Origin of the sequence: Rathayibacter tritici (assembly GCF_001641005.1) — a bacterium.
Taxonomy (GTDB): domain Bacteria; phylum Actinomycetota; class Actinomycetes; order Actinomycetales; family Microbacteriaceae; genus Rathayibacter; species Rathayibacter tritici.
Genome location: NZ_CP015515.1, coordinates 1,765,914 through 1,782,094, shown reverse-complemented (window position 1 = coordinate 1,782,094; position 16,181 = coordinate 1,765,914). Strand labels below are relative to the sequence as shown.

The following is a 16,181-nucleotide window of genomic DNA, read 5'->3' as shown; positions in this document are numbered from 1 at the left end:
GCTCGAGCCCGCGTCAGTCCTCGAGCCCGCGTCAGTCCTCGAGGTGCTCTTCGCCGGGCAGCCAGGAGACGCCGGGGCCGCCCCAACCGCGCTTGCGGGTGATCTTCGCGACCGACTTCTGGTAGTCGTGCTCAAGGCGGTCGACGTACAGGACGCCGTCGAGGTGGTCGAACTCGTGTTGGAAGACGCGGGCGAACCAGCCGTCGGCGACGATCTCGAAGGGCTTCTGCTCCAGGTCGACGGCGCGGAGGATCGCGCGCTCGGAGCGGCGCAGCGGGAAGCGCTCGCCGGGGAAGGACAGGCATCCCTCCGACTCCGTGTCGTCGTCGGCCTCGCCGAGCGGAGTCGGCGTGACGAACAGCTCCGGGTTGATCGCGACACCCCGGCGGGGGGAACCGTCGTCGTCGGCGTAGTCGTAGACGAACAGGCGCAGGGGGATACCGACCTGCGGGCCGGCGAGGCCGACTCCGGGCGCGGTGTCCATCGTCTCGAACATGTCGGCGACGAGTGTGCGGAGGGTGTCGTCGAACTCCGTGACGGGAGAGGCGGGCGAGTGCAGGACGGGGTCGCCGACGATGCGGATGGGGAGGACGGCCATGAGGGACAGGGTATCGCCGAGTCGCGCGGTCGCCGGGTCGCCCGGTCGTCGGGTCGCCCGTGAGTCGGAAGACTCCTGGGAGCGATCTGGGTAGGGTCGAACCTATGCCCGCCGACCTCGCCGAACTCCTCAACGACCCGGGGAAATTCATCGGCATCCCGATCGCCCTCGTCGGTGCGGTGTTCCTCGCTCTGGGCGCGCAGTTCCAGCACCGCGGAGTCGCGAAAGTCGAACGCTTTTCGAAGCGGTCCGGCTCTTCCGGGCTCAGCGGGGGCCAGCTGGTCGCGCTGCTCTCGCGGCCGTCGTGGGTGATCGGCACGCTGCTCCTGGGCCTCGCGATCGTCTTCCAGCTGACCAGCCTGGGTTTCGCGCCACTCATCGTGGTGCAGCCGCTCGGAGCCGTCGCGCTTGTGATCACGACGATCGTCAACGCGCGGGTCAGCCATGTGCGACTCAATCCGGCGTCGATCCGGGCCGTCGTGCTCTGCGTTGCCGGCGTGGGCATCTTCGTCCTCGTCGCTGCCTTCAATGCTGTCGACAAGTCGATCAAGACGCCCGAGCTCATCACGATCCTGGTGATCCTCGGAGTGGTCCTCACGGTGTTCGTGATCGCCTTCCGCGTCTTCCGCCGCGGGGCGAAGGCGATCTTCTACATTGTCGGGGCGGGAGTGGTGTACGGCTTCGTCGCGACGCTTGCGAAGGTCGTGCTCAACCGCATCAAGTACGGCGAGTTCGATCCGCTGACCACGGTGTGCATCGTGGCGCTCCTCGCGGCGACCGCGCTCGGCGGCTACTTCGTGCAGAACGCCTACTCCTCCGGTCCGCCGGACCTCGTCGTCGCAGGCCTCACCGTCATCGATCCGCTGGTCGCCGTGGCGATCGGCATCATCGTGCTGGGGGAGGCGGAGTACGCGGCTCCGTGGGCGGTGCCGCTCTTCGTGGTGGCCGGCGGTATCGCCATCTCCGGAGTCTTCCTCCTCGCTAAGCACCACCCGCAGGCGCGCTGACGGCGCGGGATCCCGGGTTGGCAGGACTGCCCTCCCTACAATGGGTCCGCGCCGAGAACCCCGAAACCGAACGACCTCCGCCGATCGCTCCCTTCTCTCCTCGAGCGGCACGACACCGATAGGACCCCGCCCGTGTCAGATCCCCGCGACGCGTCCCGACCGGTGTCGCCCGAATCCCGACCGTTGACGGTCGTGATCGGTTGCGACACGTTCGCCCCCGACGTGAACGGTGCCGCGAAGTTCGCCGAGCGTCTCGCCGCCGGTCTCGAGCAGCGCGGCCACGAGGTTCACATCGTTGCCCCTTCGGCCGATGGCTGGAGCGGCACCCGGGTGGAGACCCACGAAGGCCGGCGGATCATCGTGCACCGCCTCTACAGCTGGCGGTGGTACCCGCACGACTGGTTGCGCTTCGCGATGCCGTGGCGGATCCGCCAGAACAGTGCGCGCATTCTCGACGAGGTGAAGCCCGACGTCGTGCATTTCCAGTCGCACATCATCGTCGGCCGAGGACTCGGCATCGAGGCGGCCAAGCGCGGCATCCGCATCGTCGGTACGAACCATTTCATGCCGGAGAACATGCTCGAGTTCACCCTGTTGCCCAAGGCCGTCCAGGCCAAGGCCGTCGCGATGGCGTGGCGGGCCGCGCGCCGCACCTTCGGCCGGGCCGAAGCCGTCACCACGCCGACCCGTAAGGCCGCCCAGTTCCTCGAGAAGTACACGGGCCTGCGGGGCGTGCGCTCCATCTCCTGCGGCATCGACGCCGACAACTACACGCCTGACTTCACCCCGCGCTCCGGCAACACGATCCTCTTCGTCGGCCGTGTGACGGGCGAGAAGAACATCGACGTCCTGCTGCGGGCCGTCGCCCTGCTCGACCCGGCGCTCGACGCGAAGCTCGAGATCGTCGGTGGCGGCGATCAGATGCGCACTCTCCAGCAGCTCGCCTCGACGCTCGGCATCGCCGATCGTGTCCACTTCACCGGTTATGTCGCAGACGCCGAGCTGAAGGAGGCGTACTCCCGCGCCACCGTGTTCGCCATGCCGTCGATCGCCGAGCTGCAGAGCATCGCGACGATGGAGGCGATGGCCTCGGCCCTGCCCGTCGTCGCCGCCGACGCAATGGCTCTCCCGCACCTCGTGCACAACGGCGAGAACGGCTACCTGTTCGCTCCGGGCAGCGCCGAGGCCCTCGCCGAGCGCCTGACCGCGGTGCTCACCGCCGACGAGGACGACTTCGAGGCGATGAAGCGTGCCTCCCTCCGCATCGTCGCGGCGCACGACATCAACCGCACGATCAGCACCTTCGAGAGCCTGTATCGTGGGGAACCGGTGGCCGATCCGGCCCCCGACGCAGCGTCCGCACCAGCCGCCTCCTGACGGGCGCACGGTCGGTCGCCGCGGGGCGTTAGCTCAGCTGGTCAGAGCAGCGGACTCATAATCCGTCGGTCACGGGTTCAAGTCCCGTACGCCCTACTGAACAGTCCCGATCAGCCGAAGGATCGACACGCGGCTGGCATCCGAGAAGGGGTCCGATCGTGGTGGATCTCGTCGTCGCAGATCTCGCTGCCGTCGTCTACACCTCGGGCCGCGTCTTCGACGGATTAGCCACGGGGCGGCTCGACACCGAGAGCTTTCTTCGCTCCGGCGATCTCTCCGGGGTGACCTCCCGCGCCGATCTGGCGCTTCTGGAGGATCTGAGGGACGCCTCCCGCTTCATCATCGAGAACCGGACGCGCCCGATCGACGCGGACTATGTGCGCGAGATCAACGGCACCCTCACCCGCAGCGGCTCTCTGCACCCCGGTCGGCTCCGCAGCACGACCGATCGCATCGGTGTGTCCACCCGATTCGGTCGGCACGAGCCGGAGGCGGTCGACGAGGCAGGCCTCCAGCGAATCCTCGTTGCGGCGTGCGCGGCCTTTGGTCCTCGCGAGCAGGCCCTCGATCTCTTCGTGAAGATCGCGAAAGCTCAGCCCTTCATGGACGGTAACAAGCGCACCGCGATCTTTACCGCGAACAGCCTGCTCCTGCGTCAGGATCCGCCCGAGCTGCTCACTGTCCCCGTCGACGAGCGGGCCCCGGACTCGGCGCGCCGCTTCAATGACCTGCTGGCGCGCGCCTACCTGCACGACGAGCACGACCCCGTGAAGGACCTGCTTCGTCGCCATGGCTTCCAGCCCGTCCGCCCGCGAAGCATCTGATTCGTCGATTCGTTCACTCGCAGAACAATTCGTCGGCGATGTCTGGTGATTGCGGGGATGCAACCAAGCAAGAATGGTGCACCGCAGCACAGAGTCAAACTTGCTGCGGTTCTCACGAGAATATTGAGAGGAGATGCGGAGATCACTGCGACGGCTGGGATGAGAGCGCTTGCTTCGACTGCGCACGACTCGACTCGATTGGCGATCGTTCGCAGATCGGAGTAGACATCGGTCTACCACTAGTGGTTCCACGAAACTGAGCGGACTCACGATTACGCGGTGAGGTTCGGAACAATGAAGAAGAAACAGACAACGAAGGCGTTCTTTTGTCAGGTGGTTGCTGGGTCGGCGGCGCTTGTGCTTTCCGTCGGCGCCATTTCGCCGTCAGTAGGTGCAGCAGAGATGTCGCCTCCTCGTTCGTCGGCTTTGCCCGGCCAGCCCGATCGCGCCGCCCTTGATGCCGCAATCTCCTCTCTCCCTGGTTCTTCTCTTCCCCGAAGGACGCATCGCGAAGGAGGAATGACCGTCACACACTACGACCTGGGCGATGGGCTCACGATCACCACGGAAGCCGTCGAACCGTCTGCTACGTCGTCGATCGTCGGAGTGTCTCTACTTGGCGGAGGGTGGGACGTGAGCGGGCCATCCTTGGATATGAACAGGGTTGACCAAGGGGTGGCTGCGTCGGGCGGTGCAGCAGGCATGGCGGCAGCCTACATCGCGAGCAACGGCATGTGCGAGGCTGAATTGCGTATTCATGTGCCAGAACTCGGGTATCCGGAGTGTGTGTCATCGTCAAGCCGCCATTGCAGATAAGATAAGGCGTCACGGCGGGTATCATCGTCGCCGCGGTGGCCGTTCCGGTCTTCGCAGTGAAGAATGGGCTCTCGCTGGCGGAAACGGCGGGAGTTGCGGCCGGATGTCTGGTGATCATCTCCGCCCTGTATCTGTTGATGAGTGCCATCAATCGGGTCAGGGGACGGGGCGACGGCGGACGATAGGGGCCTCGTGTGCGCCGCGTCTTCGACGGCGAGAAGACAGCCTGACCATCAATGCTAGGGGACGTTCGTGAACACCGAGTCTTCGTAGTCGAACGACGGAGCGATCTGGACGATGACCTTCGCGGGGTCTGCAACGGAATAGGCCTCGGTCCATGTCACCGTACCGCCGGGCAGGATGACCGTGTTGGGCGTGGTGTTTACGTCGACCGTCTCGTTCCCTGCGTCGAAGATGCGCGACGCTTCGACGCCGCCGGACGCTACCCGGGAATAAGTGGACGGGTCCAGGTTCACGTCTGAATTGTTGGTGATAGTCAGAGTGAACGCGATGTTCGCCGCTTGTGTTGCTCCCGATGCTTACTCGCCCGGAATGTACTCGCCCGGAGCGGACACGCTGATGGCAACGCCGTCGGTGTAGGTGACGGCCGCTCCGAATGCAGAGTTCAGATCGGCCACCGGCGCGGGTTCGGGAGCATCGGGAGCAAAGGACGGATCGGAGGCAGGCGATTCCTGGATGGAACCGAGGGCGAGGCCGGTGATGCTGAGCCACTTCGGGTGTCCGCGCTTGATGAGGGCGATCGCGCCGACGATGACGGCTCCAACGCCGACCGGAATTGCGAGTCCCCAAATGAGGGGAATGATCGAAAGGATGATCGCGACGATGCCGAGGATGAGTGCGGTGAGGGCCAGAGCACTGCGAGGGCGAACGGGCGCGGGCTCCGGGCCGACCTCGGTTGTGGGTACTGGGAAGGGGGGTGCTGTGTCATTCGATAAGTGTTGCAGTCCGGCGACCGTAGAGAATAAGTAGTTTAACTCTTGTCTCTCGCTGACGTCTTTCTTTTCTCGATTCTTCACAAGTCGGTTAAGCCACCACTTCACAGCGAGGTCTCCGGCAACTTCGATTATCGTGCTCTCGTCACGAAGGCGACGTCAGGTTCGTCGGAACTCGGCAGGCCCCGCACGTCGCCCCCGCCGAACCGCTAGCACGTCCCGCCCCGCCGCGCCCGTACTGGCTGCTCCCCGTTCGACGTGGTTGCCTGATCCCGTGCCTGATCTCCCGATGTTCCCGCTCGGCTCCGTGCTCCTGCCGCACATGCCGCTTCCGCTCCGGCTCTTCGAGCCGCGGTACCTGCGGATGCTCGGCGACGTCCTCGAGGACGAGACCCTCGCGTTCGGCGTCGTCCTCATCGAGCGCGGCCAGGAGGTGGGCGGCGGCGACCAGCGGTTCGCGGTCGGAGCCCGGGCGCGCATCCTGAATATCGACGGTGCCGAGTCGTTCGTCACGCTCGACTCGGTTGGCGAGGAACGGTTCGAGGTTGTCCGTTGGCACGAGGACGACCCGTACCCTCGCGCAGAGGTCCGCCCTCTGCCCGATCTGGAGTGGGACGAGAAGCACGCTCCCGCGCTGGCGGCGGCGGAGTCGGCGGTCCGCACGGCGCTGGCCGTGGCGAGTGAGTTCGTCGAGCAGCGCTACGGAGCCGTCGTCGAACTGGCCGAGGATCCGGCCGCCCACGCCTGGCAGCTCGCGGGCGTCGCTCCGGTCACCGAGTTCGACCGGCTGGCGTTCCTCCGCAGCGCGACGATGGAGGAGTTGCTGGAGTCGGTACGTGAGCGCTCGACCGAGGCAACTGAATCGTTCCGGGCCGGCTGGGCATAAATTCGAAGTCCCATCAGCCCTCGAGGCTGACGCCGCGCTCCTCCGCCAGCTTGGCCAGGTCGTCCACGATCACGAGTGCCATCCGCACCGAGCGGTCGCGGCGGTACTCCTCCGCCTCTGGGTCCAGGCGCGTCGTGCGGTCGAGAGTCTCCTCGATCGACTGGGCCAACTCGCGCCAGGCGTCCTGACGCGCGTCGTCGACGAGCGTGGTGAGGTACTCGCGGTCTCGGGCGCGCTGGTGCAGGGAGTCGGCGACCAGGAGCGAGAGTTGCTCGCGGTGATCGAGGTTGTCCACGTCCGCCGAGCGGTAGTCGTGCACGTGGTCGGAGCGGCCGCCCACCGACGTCACGTCGGCGGTGATGGTGCGCAGGCGCTCGGCGGCCGCCTCCGATTCGCGCGCCAGCTTCTCGAGCTCCTCCGCAGCGATAACGGAATAGCGGTCGACGTCGAAGGGCACGTCGGCGCGCAGGCCGTCCATCAGCACGCGGTTCTTCACGGCCATCCGGCTCGCGTACTGCGCGAGCATCAGGCCCTCCTCGGCGGCCTCCTCGACGGAGGCGGGCTCGCGCGACGGGTTCTCGTCGGGGTCGTACGGTTCCATCTTGAACCTGCGTCGACGCCGGAACCACACGCGCGTCACCTCCATCCCGGAGCAGGCGCCCCGACCGCCGAAGCACCCCCTCGAGAGTACCCGGCGGGGAGGAGTCGCGGGCGGCCGACAGGTGTGGCGGTATCTCCGCTGAGGGCAGGTATCGCGTTGACTGGGTGGATGGATTACCGGCGCATCTCGGTCGTCGTCCCCGTGAAGGACGATGCCCGTCACCTCGAGCAGCTGCTCGAGCTCCTCCGCGAGCAGACGCTCGCCCCGTTCGAGATCGTCGTCGTGGACGACGGGAGTACAGATGACAGCGCCGCGGTCGCCCGCGCGTCGGGCGCCCGGGTGGTGCGGCACGACGGAGCCGGGATCCCGGCGAGCACAGCGCACGGCTTCGACGAGGCCCGCGGCGACGTGCTTGCACGCCTCGACGCGGACTCCCGCCCGGGACCGGACTGGCTGGCGCGCCTGGCCGGCCACTTCGCGGATCCGGAGGTCGGAGCGGTCACCGGTCCCGGCCGCTTCGACGAACTCGGCCCCGTTGCCCGGGTGCTTGCGCGGGTCGCCTACATGGATGCGTATTTCGTCCTGATGGGCTCGGCGCTGGCCAACTGGCCGCTCTTCGGCTCGAACTGCGCCGTCCGGCGCTCGGCGTGGGAGGAGATTGCGGAGGAGATGCACCGGCACGACGCCTACGTGCACGACGACGTCGAAATCAGCGTGCACCTGGGGTTGCGGCACCGGATCGTCCTCGACCGTCACCTCGAGGTGGGCATCTCGGCGCGTCCCTTCGGCGCTTTCGCCGATATGCTCCGCCGCTTCGATCGCGCACTGCACACGCTGGCGCGGCACCCGGGCATGGGGTCGTCGCTGCAGCGCTGGACGCACCGTGTGCGCCGCCGTCACCGCGATCGTCTGCGCGCGACGGCCGCGGCGCGCCGCTCCGGCTGAGGCCGCGCCGATTCGCGCAGATCCGGCTAGGCCGTGTCGGGCTCGGGCCGGTGCTCCTTCGGCATCGCCCACACGGCGAGGAGCATGCCCACGGCGAGCACCGTCAGCGCGATGCAGACGAAGCGGGTGCCCTCGGCGAGGTCGGCCGGCGCGGGCACGCCGACGCCCGCCGACGCGTTGACGATCGCGCCGAACACCGCCACGGCGACGGCACTGCCGATGTTCCGGGCGAAGAAGTTGGTCGAGGAGACCACTCCGCGCTCGTTCCAGTCGACGCTCGACTGCGCCCTGATCAGCGTCGGCGTCGCGACGAGGCCCATCCCTGCGCCGATCAGCACGCAGAAGCCCGCGATCTCCCAGAGCGTCGAGGAGGCGCCGAGCAGGATGGTCAGTGCTGTGCCGATCACGACCAGTCCCGCTCCGAGAAAACCCGTGTTGCGGAAACCGATCCGCAGGTAGAGCCGCCCCGACAGGCTCGCCGCAACAGGCCAGCCGAGGGTCATGGCGGCGACCGCGAAGCCCGCGCCGAGGGCGGAGCTGCCCAGCACGCCCTGCGCGAAAGTGGGGAAGTAGGAGGTGATGCCGAGCGTGATCGCGCCGACCGTCACCGAGACCAGGCTGGTCGAGATCAGCACCCGCCGAGTGAGGACCCACAGGGGGAGCACGGGCGCGGCAGCCCGCCGCTCGATCGCGACGAAGCCGACGAACGCGAGGGCCGCGACGACGAAGACGCCGACACCGGCGGGGGAGAGCCACGGCCAGGCGCTGCCGCCCTCGAGCAGCCCGAGGATCAGCAGTGCGGTGCCGACGGCGAGCACGCAGGCGCCCGCCACGTCGATCCGCTGCTTCTCGCCGCGTGCGGTCTCGTGGAAGCTGCGCATCAGAAGGAACGCCGCGAGCAGGCAGAGGGGGATATTGACGAGGAAGATGCCGCGCCACGCGCCGAGGTCCGAGAGCACGCCGCCGAGGGTCGGCCCGACGACGGAGGAGATGCCCCACACGCTCGCGAGATAGCCCTGGGTCTTCGCCCGCTCGGCGACGGTGTAGATGTCACCTGCGATGGTGATCCCCATCGGCTGGATCGCTCCGGCCCCCAGGCCTTGCAACGCTCGGAACGCGATGAGGGCGGGCATGCTCCAGGCGAGGCCGCACAGGAGCGAGCCGACCAGGAACAGGGCGATGCCGATCAGCATGATGGGCTTTCGCCCGATGACGTCTGCGAGCTTTCCGTAGAGGGGAACCGAGACGGCCTGGGCCAGCAGGTAGATCGAGAACAGCCAGGGGAACTGCTCGAAGCCGCCGAGGTCGGCGACGATGGACGGGACGGCCGTCGAGAGGATCGTGGCGTCGAGGGCGACCAGAGCGGTCGAGATCATCAGGGACAGAAGGATCGGGCCGCGCTCTGAGCGCAGTCCGACACTTGCACGGGTGGGGGCGTCGGTCACTCTGCCCAGGCTATCCCCTCGTCGGGGGGTCAAAGCCGCGCGGAAAGGATCCCCTCCGCGCCTGGATAGACTGCACTCATGGAACTCGTTCTCTGGCTCGTCGTGTCCGCCATCGCCGGTGTGGGCATCGTTTCCGGAGTCGCGGCTCTGATCGCCATGACGAGGGCCCCGTGGTCGGCCGATAAGTAATCCACTCCGCGCCGCCTCCGCGCCTGGTCTGTCCCGGCGTTACTCGTGCTTCCGTTCACTCGCCGGACCCTCTGGCCGTTCGAACATGTGTTCGATAGTCTGTGAGTGTACGCCGCGGCGACCGTACTCGCCACGGTGGCCGAGAGACCGGAGACGCGATGATCGAGTGGAGTCCGCTCCAGATGCTGCGCAGCAGCGGGCAGGACGAGTGGGTGATGGTCGACGCGCTGCGCACCGGCAGGATCGGCCTGGTCCGCCGGATCGAGACCGGCCCGTACCGCGAGACCTGGTTCCGGGCGGTGACCTGGGCCGCTGAGCCCGAGAAACGCACGCTCGTCGGTTACTCCCGCTCGATGGACACGATCGCGGCAGCGCTCTGGAAGCACCAGCCGCCGACCGCGCAGGAGAAGGCGTTCCCGGGCTACCCGCCGTCGCGGCCGTCGCCGTGACGTCGACGAGTGGCGCCTCAGCACAGGGAAAGAGAGCACAGGGGAACAGAGCACAGGGGAACAGAGCACAGGGGGAGAATGGCCCGATGCTCCTCGCACTCGTCGGCGGCCCCACCGGGGCGTGGCGAGCGGTCGACCCCGCCAGCGGCGCCGAGGTGGGGAGCGGTCGTGGTCCCGCCGAACTGGCGGCATTCGTCCGCGAGTGGGAGACGGAGCGTCCGCGCTGGGTGTGGGACGACACCGCGCGCTGGTACCCCGCGCTGCTGGCGGCGGGGGTGCTCGTCGCGCGGTGCCACGACCTCCGGTTGGCCCGTGCGATCCTCCGCCGCTCCTCGGCCGTCGCCGGTTCGGCCCTCGCGCGGTCGCCCCTGGATGCGTGGGACGCGGGAGCCGTCGCTCCCGCCGCCCTCGACACGCTGATTGGCTTCGAGGAGGCGGCGGGCGGCTCCGACGAGCTCGACCCCGTCCTTGAGCTGGCCCGGCAGGAGGAGGCGCTCGCGGGAGCCGCGGAGGCCGGCCGCCGCCTCCGCTTGTTGCTGGCCGCCGAATCGGTCGGCGCCCTGATCGCGCGCGAGATCGCCGACGCGGGGTTGCCGTGGCGCGCCGACGTGCACGACCGTCTGCTCACCGAGCTGCTCGGCCCTCGCCCGCTCTTCGGTGGGCGTCCGGCGCGGCTGGAGGCGCTGGCCGTTCAACTGCGCGACGAGCTCGGCGCGCCCGAGCTCAACCCCGACTCGCCGGCCGAGCTCCTGAAGGCGCTTCGACGCGCGGGGCTGCCGGTCGAATCGACGCGCTCCTGGGAGCTGCAGGCGATCGAGCACCCCGCGGTCCCGCCGCTGCTGGAGTACAAGAAGCTCTCGCGCCTGCTGACCGCCAACGGCTGGGCCTGGCTCGACGCGTGGGTGCGCAAGGGGCGGTTCCGCCCCGAGTACGTGGTCGGTGGCGTCGTCACCGGCCGCTGGGCGACATCGGGCGGAGGCGCGTTGCAGCTGTCGCGGCAGATTCGTGCGGCGGTGACCGCCGATCCCGGCTGGAGCCTCGTGGTGGCGGACGCGGCGCAGCTCGAGCCGCGCATCCTCGCCGCACTCTCGGGCGACTCCGCAATGGCTGCCGCGGGGCGGGGTCGCGATCTCTACCAGGGCATCGTCGACGCGGGCGTGATCCCCGATCGGCCCCGCGCCAAAGTCGCGATGCTGGGCGCGATGTACGGAGCGACGAGCGGAGAGGCGGGGCGGCTACTCCCGCGGCTCGCGCATGCCTACCCGCGCTCAGTCGCGCACGTCGAGGCGGCGGCGCGGGCGGGGGAGCGCGGCGAGAGCGTCTCGACGTGGCTCGGGCGCAGTTCGCCGCCCGGGCCGGAGGGTCTGGCGTCCGATGCGGCGCGAGCGCGCGAGTGGGGCCGCTTCACCCGCAACTTCGTAGTGCAGGGCACGGCGGCCGAGTGGGCGCTGTGCTGGATGGGCGAGCTGCGGGCGCGACTGCGCGCTGAGGGCGGCGCGCTCGGCCGGGCGCACCTGGTCTACTTCCTGCACGACGAGGTGATCGTGCATGCTCCCACGGAGGTGGCGGAGCGAGTTGCCGGGATCCTCCGCGAGGCGGCGGTGCGTGCCGGACGCTCGCTGTTCGGCGCGGGCGAGGTCGACTTCCCGGTCACCGTCGCCGTCGTCGACTCCTACGACCGAGCGAAGTGAGGCAGGCCTCCCCGCTCAGCACCAGTGCCCGCTCAGTACCAGTGCCCGCTCAGTACCAGTGAGGAGAGCGGCTGTTCCAACTCGACCAGGCGTTGCACGGTGAGCCGTAGGAATTCTTGATGTAGGACAGGCCCCAGTCGATCTGCGTCGCGGCGTTCGTCTGGTAGTCGGCTCCGGAGTTGGCCATCTTGCTCGCAGGCAGTGCCTGCGGGATGCCGTAGGCGCCGGAAGAGACGTTCAGCGCGTTCCAACGCCATCCGGATTCGCCGTTCCACAGTGGGATGAGGCAGCGATCGACCTGGTCGGATCCCCAGCCGAAGCGGCCGACGGCCGTGCGGGCGTAGGCCTGAGCCTCAGCAGGAGAGAGGCCATCCGATCGCCCCGTGTAACTGCCGAGAGCACCGATGGTCTTGGCGGAGCTGTTGCGCGCGCCTGTCGGGTCGTCGTCGCCGAGTTCGACGGCGCCTCCGCCTCCGCCGCCGGAGGGTGCCGCCGGAGCAGTTCCCGCTGCCGGAGCGGACGCGGCGAGCTGGCGGGCAGCCTCGGCTTCCGCCGCGAGGCGGGAGAGGCGCTGCTGCTCCTCGAAAGCCGACTTCGCGTCCTGGCCGTCGGCGTACTCCTTCTCGACCTCGGCGGTGGTGTTCTTCAACGAGGCGAGCTGGATGTAGAGCTCCTGGCTGTACTTCTCCTGCTCGGCGACCTTCGCGTCCGCGTCGGCCTGGGCGGACCGGGCGGCCGACAGTGCATCGGCTGCGGCCGTGGCCAGTGAGACCCGCTCGCTCCGGGCCTTTTCGGCCTGGGCGGCGAGGGAGACGGCCTGGTTCTCGGTCGACTGCGCCGCGGTCTGTAGGCGACTGGTCTGCTGCGTGAGCTGGGTCATCGTGCCAAGGCGGTAAAGGAGCTGGCTCGACTGCTCGCCGCCGATGAGGAGATTGAGCGTGGCATCGGTGCCGCCGTTGCGGTAGAGCTGCGCGGCGAGGCGGCCGGCCTGCTCCTTCGCGGAGTCGGCATCGGAGCGGGCGGCGGAGGCGCGCTCCTCGAGGGCGCTCACCCGCTGGGTCGCCTCGTCGAGGGCGCTCTGCGCGGCGTCCGCCTCGGCGGCACGGCTGATAGCCGCGTCGGTGAGCGCTGCGGCCTGATCGCGCAGGTCGGCGAGGAAGGCGGTGATGCGGTCGACCTCGGCGGCGGTGGCGCTTTCGCTCGACTTCGCAGCCTCGACATCGGACCACGACGGGTAGTCGGACGGGTTGTACGCGGCGGACGCCGAGAGCGGAGCGGCCAGGGCGGCGCAGAGAACGAGGACCGTGCCCGCTCCCGTGGCGACGAGGCGCCGACGCGCCCGAGAGGGGACGCGGAGGCCGAGGGGGGTGCGAGGCATGCGAACCACCTTAGGCGACAGCACCTGTGCGTGTCTCACCCGTGCCTCTCTCGTCCCGACTGACGGCGCGACGCCCGCGGCGCGGACGCTCCTGAGCGTAGCCGCGCACCCCGCGTGCCGGACCCTCGCCGGTGAGCTCGTCCCGGGCGGCCTGGAGCAGTCGGCCCAGCGCCTCCTTTCGCACCTGGTCGGCGATCGCAGCAAGGCGTCGCTGCGGGTGCGCGGCGGCGGCGCCGTCCTCCGTGTGCTCCGGGCCGCTCCCGGGCGGGGAAGGCTCGTAGGCATCGAGCACGGCGGCCAGGTCGGCGCCGGACAGGCTCGACGCCAGCAGCACCCGGTCCAGAACGTCGTCCCAGTCCTCCTCCGGGGACGCTCCGTCCCCTCGCAGCCACGCGCTCGCCTCCGTCAGGCCGTCGTCGGTGAGGGTGTGCAGGGGGAGGCCGTCGTCGGTGGAGCCCGCTGAGGTGACGAGGCCGCGCTCGCGCAGGCGCTCGAGCGTCGAGTAGATCTGACCGACATTCACCCGGCGCCGGTGCGCGGCGCGGTCGAGCAGCTCGGCGTGCAGCTGCAGGCCGTAGGCGGGGCCGAGCGTGAGCAGGGCCAGCAGGCCGTCGCGGATGGACACGGTGCTCCTCCCGGCGGTCGTTTGAGGGTGTGCGGTGTCCGGCGGCGCGGACGACCCGAGTATAGGCACGCGGCGAGCCGCCTTGACGCAGGTGCACGGCTCCTGCATGATCGGGCGTGGTGGCATGTCCACCGTCAAACTGAAGAAGGCGCACCGCAGGTGTTCCGTGGTCCGGGTCGTTGGGGAAGACGCACCGGGACGAACGGAGGACAGCATGGTGGCGCAACAAACTCGGGGTGTGCTCTTCGTGCACTCCGCCCCCCGCGCGCTCTGCCCCCACCTCGAGTGGGGGACAGGCCGCGCTCTTGGTCGTGCCGTGAACTTCGCCTGGATCGAGCAACCCGTCCTCCGCGGTGCCCAGCGCGCCGAGTTCGTGTGGGATGGTCCGGTCGGCACGGGAGCGGTCATCGCCTCCGCACTGCGCGGCTGGGCGGACGTGCGCTACGAGGTCACCGAGGAGCCCTCTCCCGGGGTCGACGGAGGCCGTTGGATGCACACGCCTGAGCTGGGCATCTTTTATGCGCAGACCGACAGCGCAGGCAACACGGTCGTTCCGGAGGACCGCATCCGCTCTGCAATGGAGCTCGCCGGCGCCGACCCCATCGAGCTGCACCGTGAGCTCCGCCTGGCCCTCGGCCAGGCCTGGGAGGACGAACTCGAGCCCTTCCGCTACGGCGGCGACTTCGCGCCGGTCGTCTGGATGCACGGGGTCGGCTGAGCGGTGCTCGCCTCGACGCCGCTCCCGCGCGGCGTCGCCGATCGGCTGGCACGTGGATCGTCGGCTCTGCCCCGCTACACGGTCCGGAACGCGACTACAGCATTGTGCCCACCGAACCCGAACGAGTTCGAGAGGGCGACCAGCGGTCCGTCGCCGAGAGCGCGGGGGCTGGTGACGACGTCCAGGGGGATCTGGGGGTCCTGGTCGAGGAGGTTGATGGTGGGCGGCGCGGTGCGCTCGTGGAGGGCGAGCACGGTGAAGATCGCTTCGATGGCGCCGGTGCCGCCGAGAAGGTGGCCGGTCGCCGCCTTGGTCGCGGAGACGGCGATGTTCGGGAGGTGGTCACCGAAGACGCGGAGCAGGGCGCGGTATTCGGCGATGTCGCCGACGGGGGTACTGGTCGCGTGCGCGTTGACATGCGTGACGTCGGTGAGCGCCGCTCCGGCCTGTTCGAGGGCGCCGATCATGGCGCGGGCGGCGGCGGAGCCTTCCGGGTCCGGGGCCGTGATGTGGTAGGAGTCGCTGGTGACGGCGCCGCCGGCGAGTTCCGCGTAGATACGGGCCCCGCGTGCGTGCGCGTGCTCTTCGGTCTCGAGGATGAGCGTTCCGGCGCCTTCGCCGAGGACGAAGCCGTCACGGGAGACGTCGTAGGGGCGCGAGGCGGTCGCCGGGTCGTCGTTGCGGCGGGAGAGGGCTTGCATCGACGCGAAGGCGGCGATCGGGAGCGGGTGAACGACCGACTCCGTGCCGCCCGCGATGACGACGTCGGCGAGCCCGAGCTGCATGTGCTCGTAGGCGTTCGCCAGGGCTTCGGTGCTGGAGGCGCAGGCCGACACATCGGTGCGGGCGTAGGCGCGGGAGGGGATGGCCATGCTGATCGCGGCGGCAGCCGCGTTGGGCATGAGCATCGGGATGGTCATCGGCAATACTCGTCGCGGACCGCGCTCGCGCAGGGTGTCCCACGCATCGAGGAGGGTCCACAGGCCGCCGATGCCGGTGGAGTAGTCGACGCCGACGCGCAGCGGGTCGACGTCGGTGATACCGGAGTCGGCCCAGGCTTCGCGGGCCGAGATGAGGGCGAACTGGCTGGAGGGGTCGAGGCGCTTCGCCTCGGGGCGGGAGAGCACCTCGTCCGGACGCACCCTGGCCTGGGCCGCGAAGGTGACCGGGATGTCGTACTGAGCGACCCAGTCCTGCTCAAGGGAGCGGGCACCCGATTCGCCGGCGAGGAGTGCGTTCCAGGAGTCCCGGGCGGTCCCGCCGAGGGGAGTACTGGCACCGATTCCGGTGACGACGATCTTCTTGGTCATGACGAGCTTCTCTGTTTCGTGGGGTGGATGGCGGACACCCCGGCCGGCGATCACCGGCCGGGGCGTACGGGCGCTGACTACTCGGACGCCTTGACGATGAAGGTGACCGCGTCGCCGACCGACTTGAGGTTCTTGACCTCGTCGTCGGGGATCTTCACGTCGAACTTCTCCTCGGCGTTGACAACGATGGTCATCATCGAGATGGAGTCGATGTCGAGGTCGTCCGTGAACGACTTGTCCATCTCGACGGAGTCGGTCGCGATGCCCGTCTCGTCGTTGACAAGCTCGGCCAGGCCGGCGAGGACTTCTTCGTTGGACAGTGCCATGGTTCTCTCCTTGGGGGGTTTCTTCGGGTGTTCGTCAGTGACC

General features: G+C 69.0%; 18 protein-coding genes and 1 tRNA gene. 10 read left to right on the top strand and 9 right to left on the bottom strand.

The window, feature by feature from the left end:
• Positions 1-31 precede the first annotated feature (31 nt).
• Positions 32-598 (bottom strand): peptide deformylase, encoded by a 567-nt coding sequence (gene def, locus A6122_RS08140; protein ID WP_068253613.1) that lies wholly within the window; start codon positions 596-598, stop codon positions 32-34.
• 104 nt (positions 599-702) lie between these two features.
• Here def and A6122_RS16480 point away from each other — a divergent pair, with 104 nt between their 5' ends.
• The 5 genes from A6122_RS16480 (at position 703) to A6122_RS16470 (ending at position 4,622) form a co-directional block, all read left to right on the top strand.
• Complete coding sequence (locus A6122_RS16480) at positions 703-1,605, top strand: DMT family transporter (protein WP_068253611.1); 903 nt, start codon at positions 703-705, stop codon at positions 1,603-1,605.
• 132 nt (positions 1,606-1,737) lie between these two features.
• The gene (locus A6122_RS16475; protein ID WP_237358147.1) at positions 1,738-2,982 is read left to right on the top strand and encodes a glycosyltransferase; all 1,245 of its coding nucleotides are present in this window, start codon (positions 1,738-1,740) and stop codon (positions 2,980-2,982) included.
• A 22-nt stretch (positions 2,983-3,004) separates the two neighbouring features.
• Positions 3,005-3,078: transfer RNA gene (locus A6122_RS08125), tRNA-Ile, on the top strand.
• A 62-nt stretch (positions 3,079-3,140) separates the two neighbouring features.
• Positions 3,141-3,806, top strand: a complete 666-nt coding sequence (locus tag A6122_RS08120) for a Fic family protein (RefSeq protein ID WP_068253606.1) — start codon at positions 3,141-3,143, stop codon at positions 3,804-3,806.
• Between the two features lie 294 nt (positions 3,807-4,100).
• On the top strand, positions 4,101-4,622 hold the full coding sequence (locus A6122_RS16470; protein WP_146076720.1) for a hypothetical protein: 522 nt from the start codon (positions 4,101-4,103) through the stop codon (positions 4,620-4,622).
• A gap of 239 nt (positions 4,623-4,861) precedes the next feature.
• Here the strand turns inward: A6122_RS16470 and A6122_RS08115 are convergent, their stop codons facing one another.
• On the bottom strand, positions 4,862-5,098 hold the full coding sequence (locus A6122_RS08115) for a hypothetical protein (protein WP_068253603.1): 237 nt from the start codon (positions 5,096-5,098) through the stop codon (positions 4,862-4,864).
• 63 nt (positions 5,099-5,161) lie between these two features.
• A complete protein-coding gene (locus A6122_RS08110; RefSeq protein WP_146076719.1) occupies positions 5,162-5,683 on the bottom strand; it encodes a hypothetical protein in 522 nt (173 codons plus the stop codon).
• A gap of 166 nt (positions 5,684-5,849) precedes the next feature.
• Here A6122_RS08110 and A6122_RS08105 point away from each other — a divergent pair, with 166 nt between their 5' ends.
• Complete coding sequence (locus A6122_RS08105; protein WP_237358146.1) at positions 5,850-6,461, top strand: LON peptidase substrate-binding domain-containing protein; 612 nt, start codon at positions 5,850-5,852, stop codon at positions 6,459-6,461.
• A gap of 13 nt (positions 6,462-6,474) precedes the next feature.
• On the opposite strand, the gene A6122_RS08100 is transcribed toward A6122_RS08105, so the two are convergent.
• The gene (locus tag A6122_RS08100) at positions 6,475-7,062 is read right to left on the bottom strand and encodes a hypothetical protein (RefSeq protein WP_104261896.1); all 588 of its coding nucleotides are present in this window, start codon (positions 7,060-7,062) and stop codon (positions 6,475-6,477) included.
• 168 nt (positions 7,063-7,230) lie between these two features.
• Between A6122_RS08100 and A6122_RS08095 the strand changes: the two genes are divergently transcribed.
• Complete coding sequence (locus A6122_RS08095; RefSeq protein WP_068253594.1) at positions 7,231-8,007, top strand: glycosyltransferase family 2 protein; 777 nt, start codon at positions 7,231-7,233, stop codon at positions 8,005-8,007.
• A gap of 26 nt (positions 8,008-8,033) precedes the next feature.
• Here the strand turns inward: A6122_RS08095 and A6122_RS08090 are convergent, their stop codons facing one another.
• Positions 8,034-9,383 carry an MFS transporter gene (locus A6122_RS08090; RefSeq protein ID WP_084416178.1) on the bottom strand — a complete coding sequence of 450 codons (1,350 nt, stop codon included), beginning with the start codon at positions 9,381-9,383 and terminating at the stop codon, positions 8,034-8,036.
• 416 nt (positions 9,384-9,799) lie between these two features.
• Here A6122_RS08090 and A6122_RS08085 point away from each other — a divergent pair, with 416 nt between their 5' ends.
• Positions 9,800-10,090 (top strand): hypothetical protein, encoded by a 291-nt coding sequence (locus tag A6122_RS08085; protein ID WP_068253588.1) that lies wholly within the window; start codon positions 9,800-9,802, stop codon positions 10,088-10,090.
• Positions 10,091-10,176: 86 nt separating this feature from the next.
• Positions 10,177-11,781, top strand: a complete 1,605-nt coding sequence (locus A6122_RS08080; protein ID WP_068253585.1) for a bifunctional 3'-5' exonuclease/DNA polymerase — start codon at positions 10,177-10,179, stop codon at positions 11,779-11,781.
• 49 nt (positions 11,782-11,830) lie between these two features.
• On the opposite strand, the gene A6122_RS08075 is transcribed toward A6122_RS08080, so the two are convergent.
• Both A6122_RS08075 and A6122_RS08070 read right to left on the bottom strand, forming a co-directional pair.
• A complete protein-coding gene (locus A6122_RS08075) occupies positions 11,831-13,159 on the bottom strand; it encodes a coiled-coil domain-containing protein (protein WP_084415891.1) in 1,329 nt (442 codons plus the stop codon).
• Between the two features lie 10 nt (positions 13,160-13,169).
• Positions 13,170-13,784 (bottom strand): PadR family transcriptional regulator, encoded by a 615-nt coding sequence (locus A6122_RS08070; protein ID WP_167542356.1) that lies wholly within the window; start codon positions 13,782-13,784, stop codon positions 13,170-13,172.
• 214 nt (positions 13,785-13,998) lie between these two features.
• On the opposite strand from A6122_RS08070, the gene A6122_RS08065 reads away from it, so the two are divergent.
• Entirely contained in the window at positions 13,999-14,502 is a 504-nt protein-coding gene (locus A6122_RS08065) for a DUF3145 domain-containing protein (RefSeq protein WP_068253582.1), read from the top strand.
• Between the two features lie 74 nt (positions 14,503-14,576).
• On the opposite strand, the gene A6122_RS08060 is transcribed toward A6122_RS08065, so the two are convergent.
• Entirely contained in the window at positions 14,577-15,812 is a 1,236-nt protein-coding gene (locus A6122_RS08060; protein WP_068253580.1) for a beta-ketoacyl-[acyl-carrier-protein] synthase family protein, read from the bottom strand.
• A gap of 77 nt (positions 15,813-15,889) precedes the next feature.
• Positions 15,890-16,138, bottom strand: a complete 249-nt coding sequence (locus A6122_RS08055; RefSeq protein WP_068253578.1) for an acyl carrier protein — start codon at positions 16,136-16,138, stop codon at positions 15,890-15,892.
• Positions 16,139-16,181 lie beyond the last annotated feature (43 nt).

Excerpts from the sequence above, each read along its gene's own strand:
- def (WP_068253613.1), bottom strand. The coding sequence starts at position 598 with ATGGCCGTCCTCCCCATCCGCATCGTCGGCGACCCCGTCCTGCACTCG.
- A6122_RS08100 (WP_104261896.1), bottom strand. The coding sequence starts at position 7,062 with ATGGAACCGTACGACCCCGACGAGAACCCGTCGCGCGAGCCCGCCTCC.
- A6122_RS16470 (WP_146076720.1), top strand. The coding sequence starts at position 4,101 with ATGAAGAAGAAACAGACAACGAAGGCGTTCTTTTGTCAGGTGGTTGCT.
- A6122_RS16480 (WP_068253611.1), top strand. The coding sequence starts at position 703 with ATGCCCGCCGACCTCGCCGAACTCCTCAACGACCCGGGGAAATTCATC.
- A6122_RS08065 (WP_068253582.1), top strand. The coding sequence starts at position 13,999 with ATGGTGGCGCAACAAACTCGGGGTGTGCTCTTCGTGCACTCCGCCCCC.
- A6122_RS08085 (WP_068253588.1), top strand. The coding sequence starts at position 9,800 with ATGATCGAGTGGAGTCCGCTCCAGATGCTGCGCAGCAGCGGGCAGGAC.
- A6122_RS08060 (WP_068253580.1), bottom strand. The coding sequence starts at position 15,812 with ATGACCAAGAAGATCGTCGTCACCGGAATCGGTGCCAGTACTCCCCTC.
- A6122_RS08090 (WP_084416178.1), bottom strand. The coding sequence starts at position 9,383 with ATGATCTCGACCGCTCTGGTCGCCCTCGACGCCACGATCCTCTCGACG.
- A6122_RS08075 (WP_084415891.1), bottom strand. The coding sequence starts at position 13,159 with ATGCCTCGCACCCCCCTCGGCCTCCGCGTCCCCTCTCGGGCGCGTCGG.
- A6122_RS08095 (WP_068253594.1), top strand. The coding sequence starts at position 7,231 with ATGGATTACCGGCGCATCTCGGTCGTCGTCCCCGTGAAGGACGATGCC.
- A6122_RS08055 (WP_068253578.1), bottom strand. The coding sequence starts at position 16,138 with ATGGCACTGTCCAACGAAGAAGTCCTCGCCGGCCTGGCCGAGCTTGTC.
- A6122_RS08080 (WP_068253585.1), top strand. The coding sequence starts at position 10,177 with ATGCTCCTCGCACTCGTCGGCGGCCCCACCGGGGCGTGGCGAGCGGTC.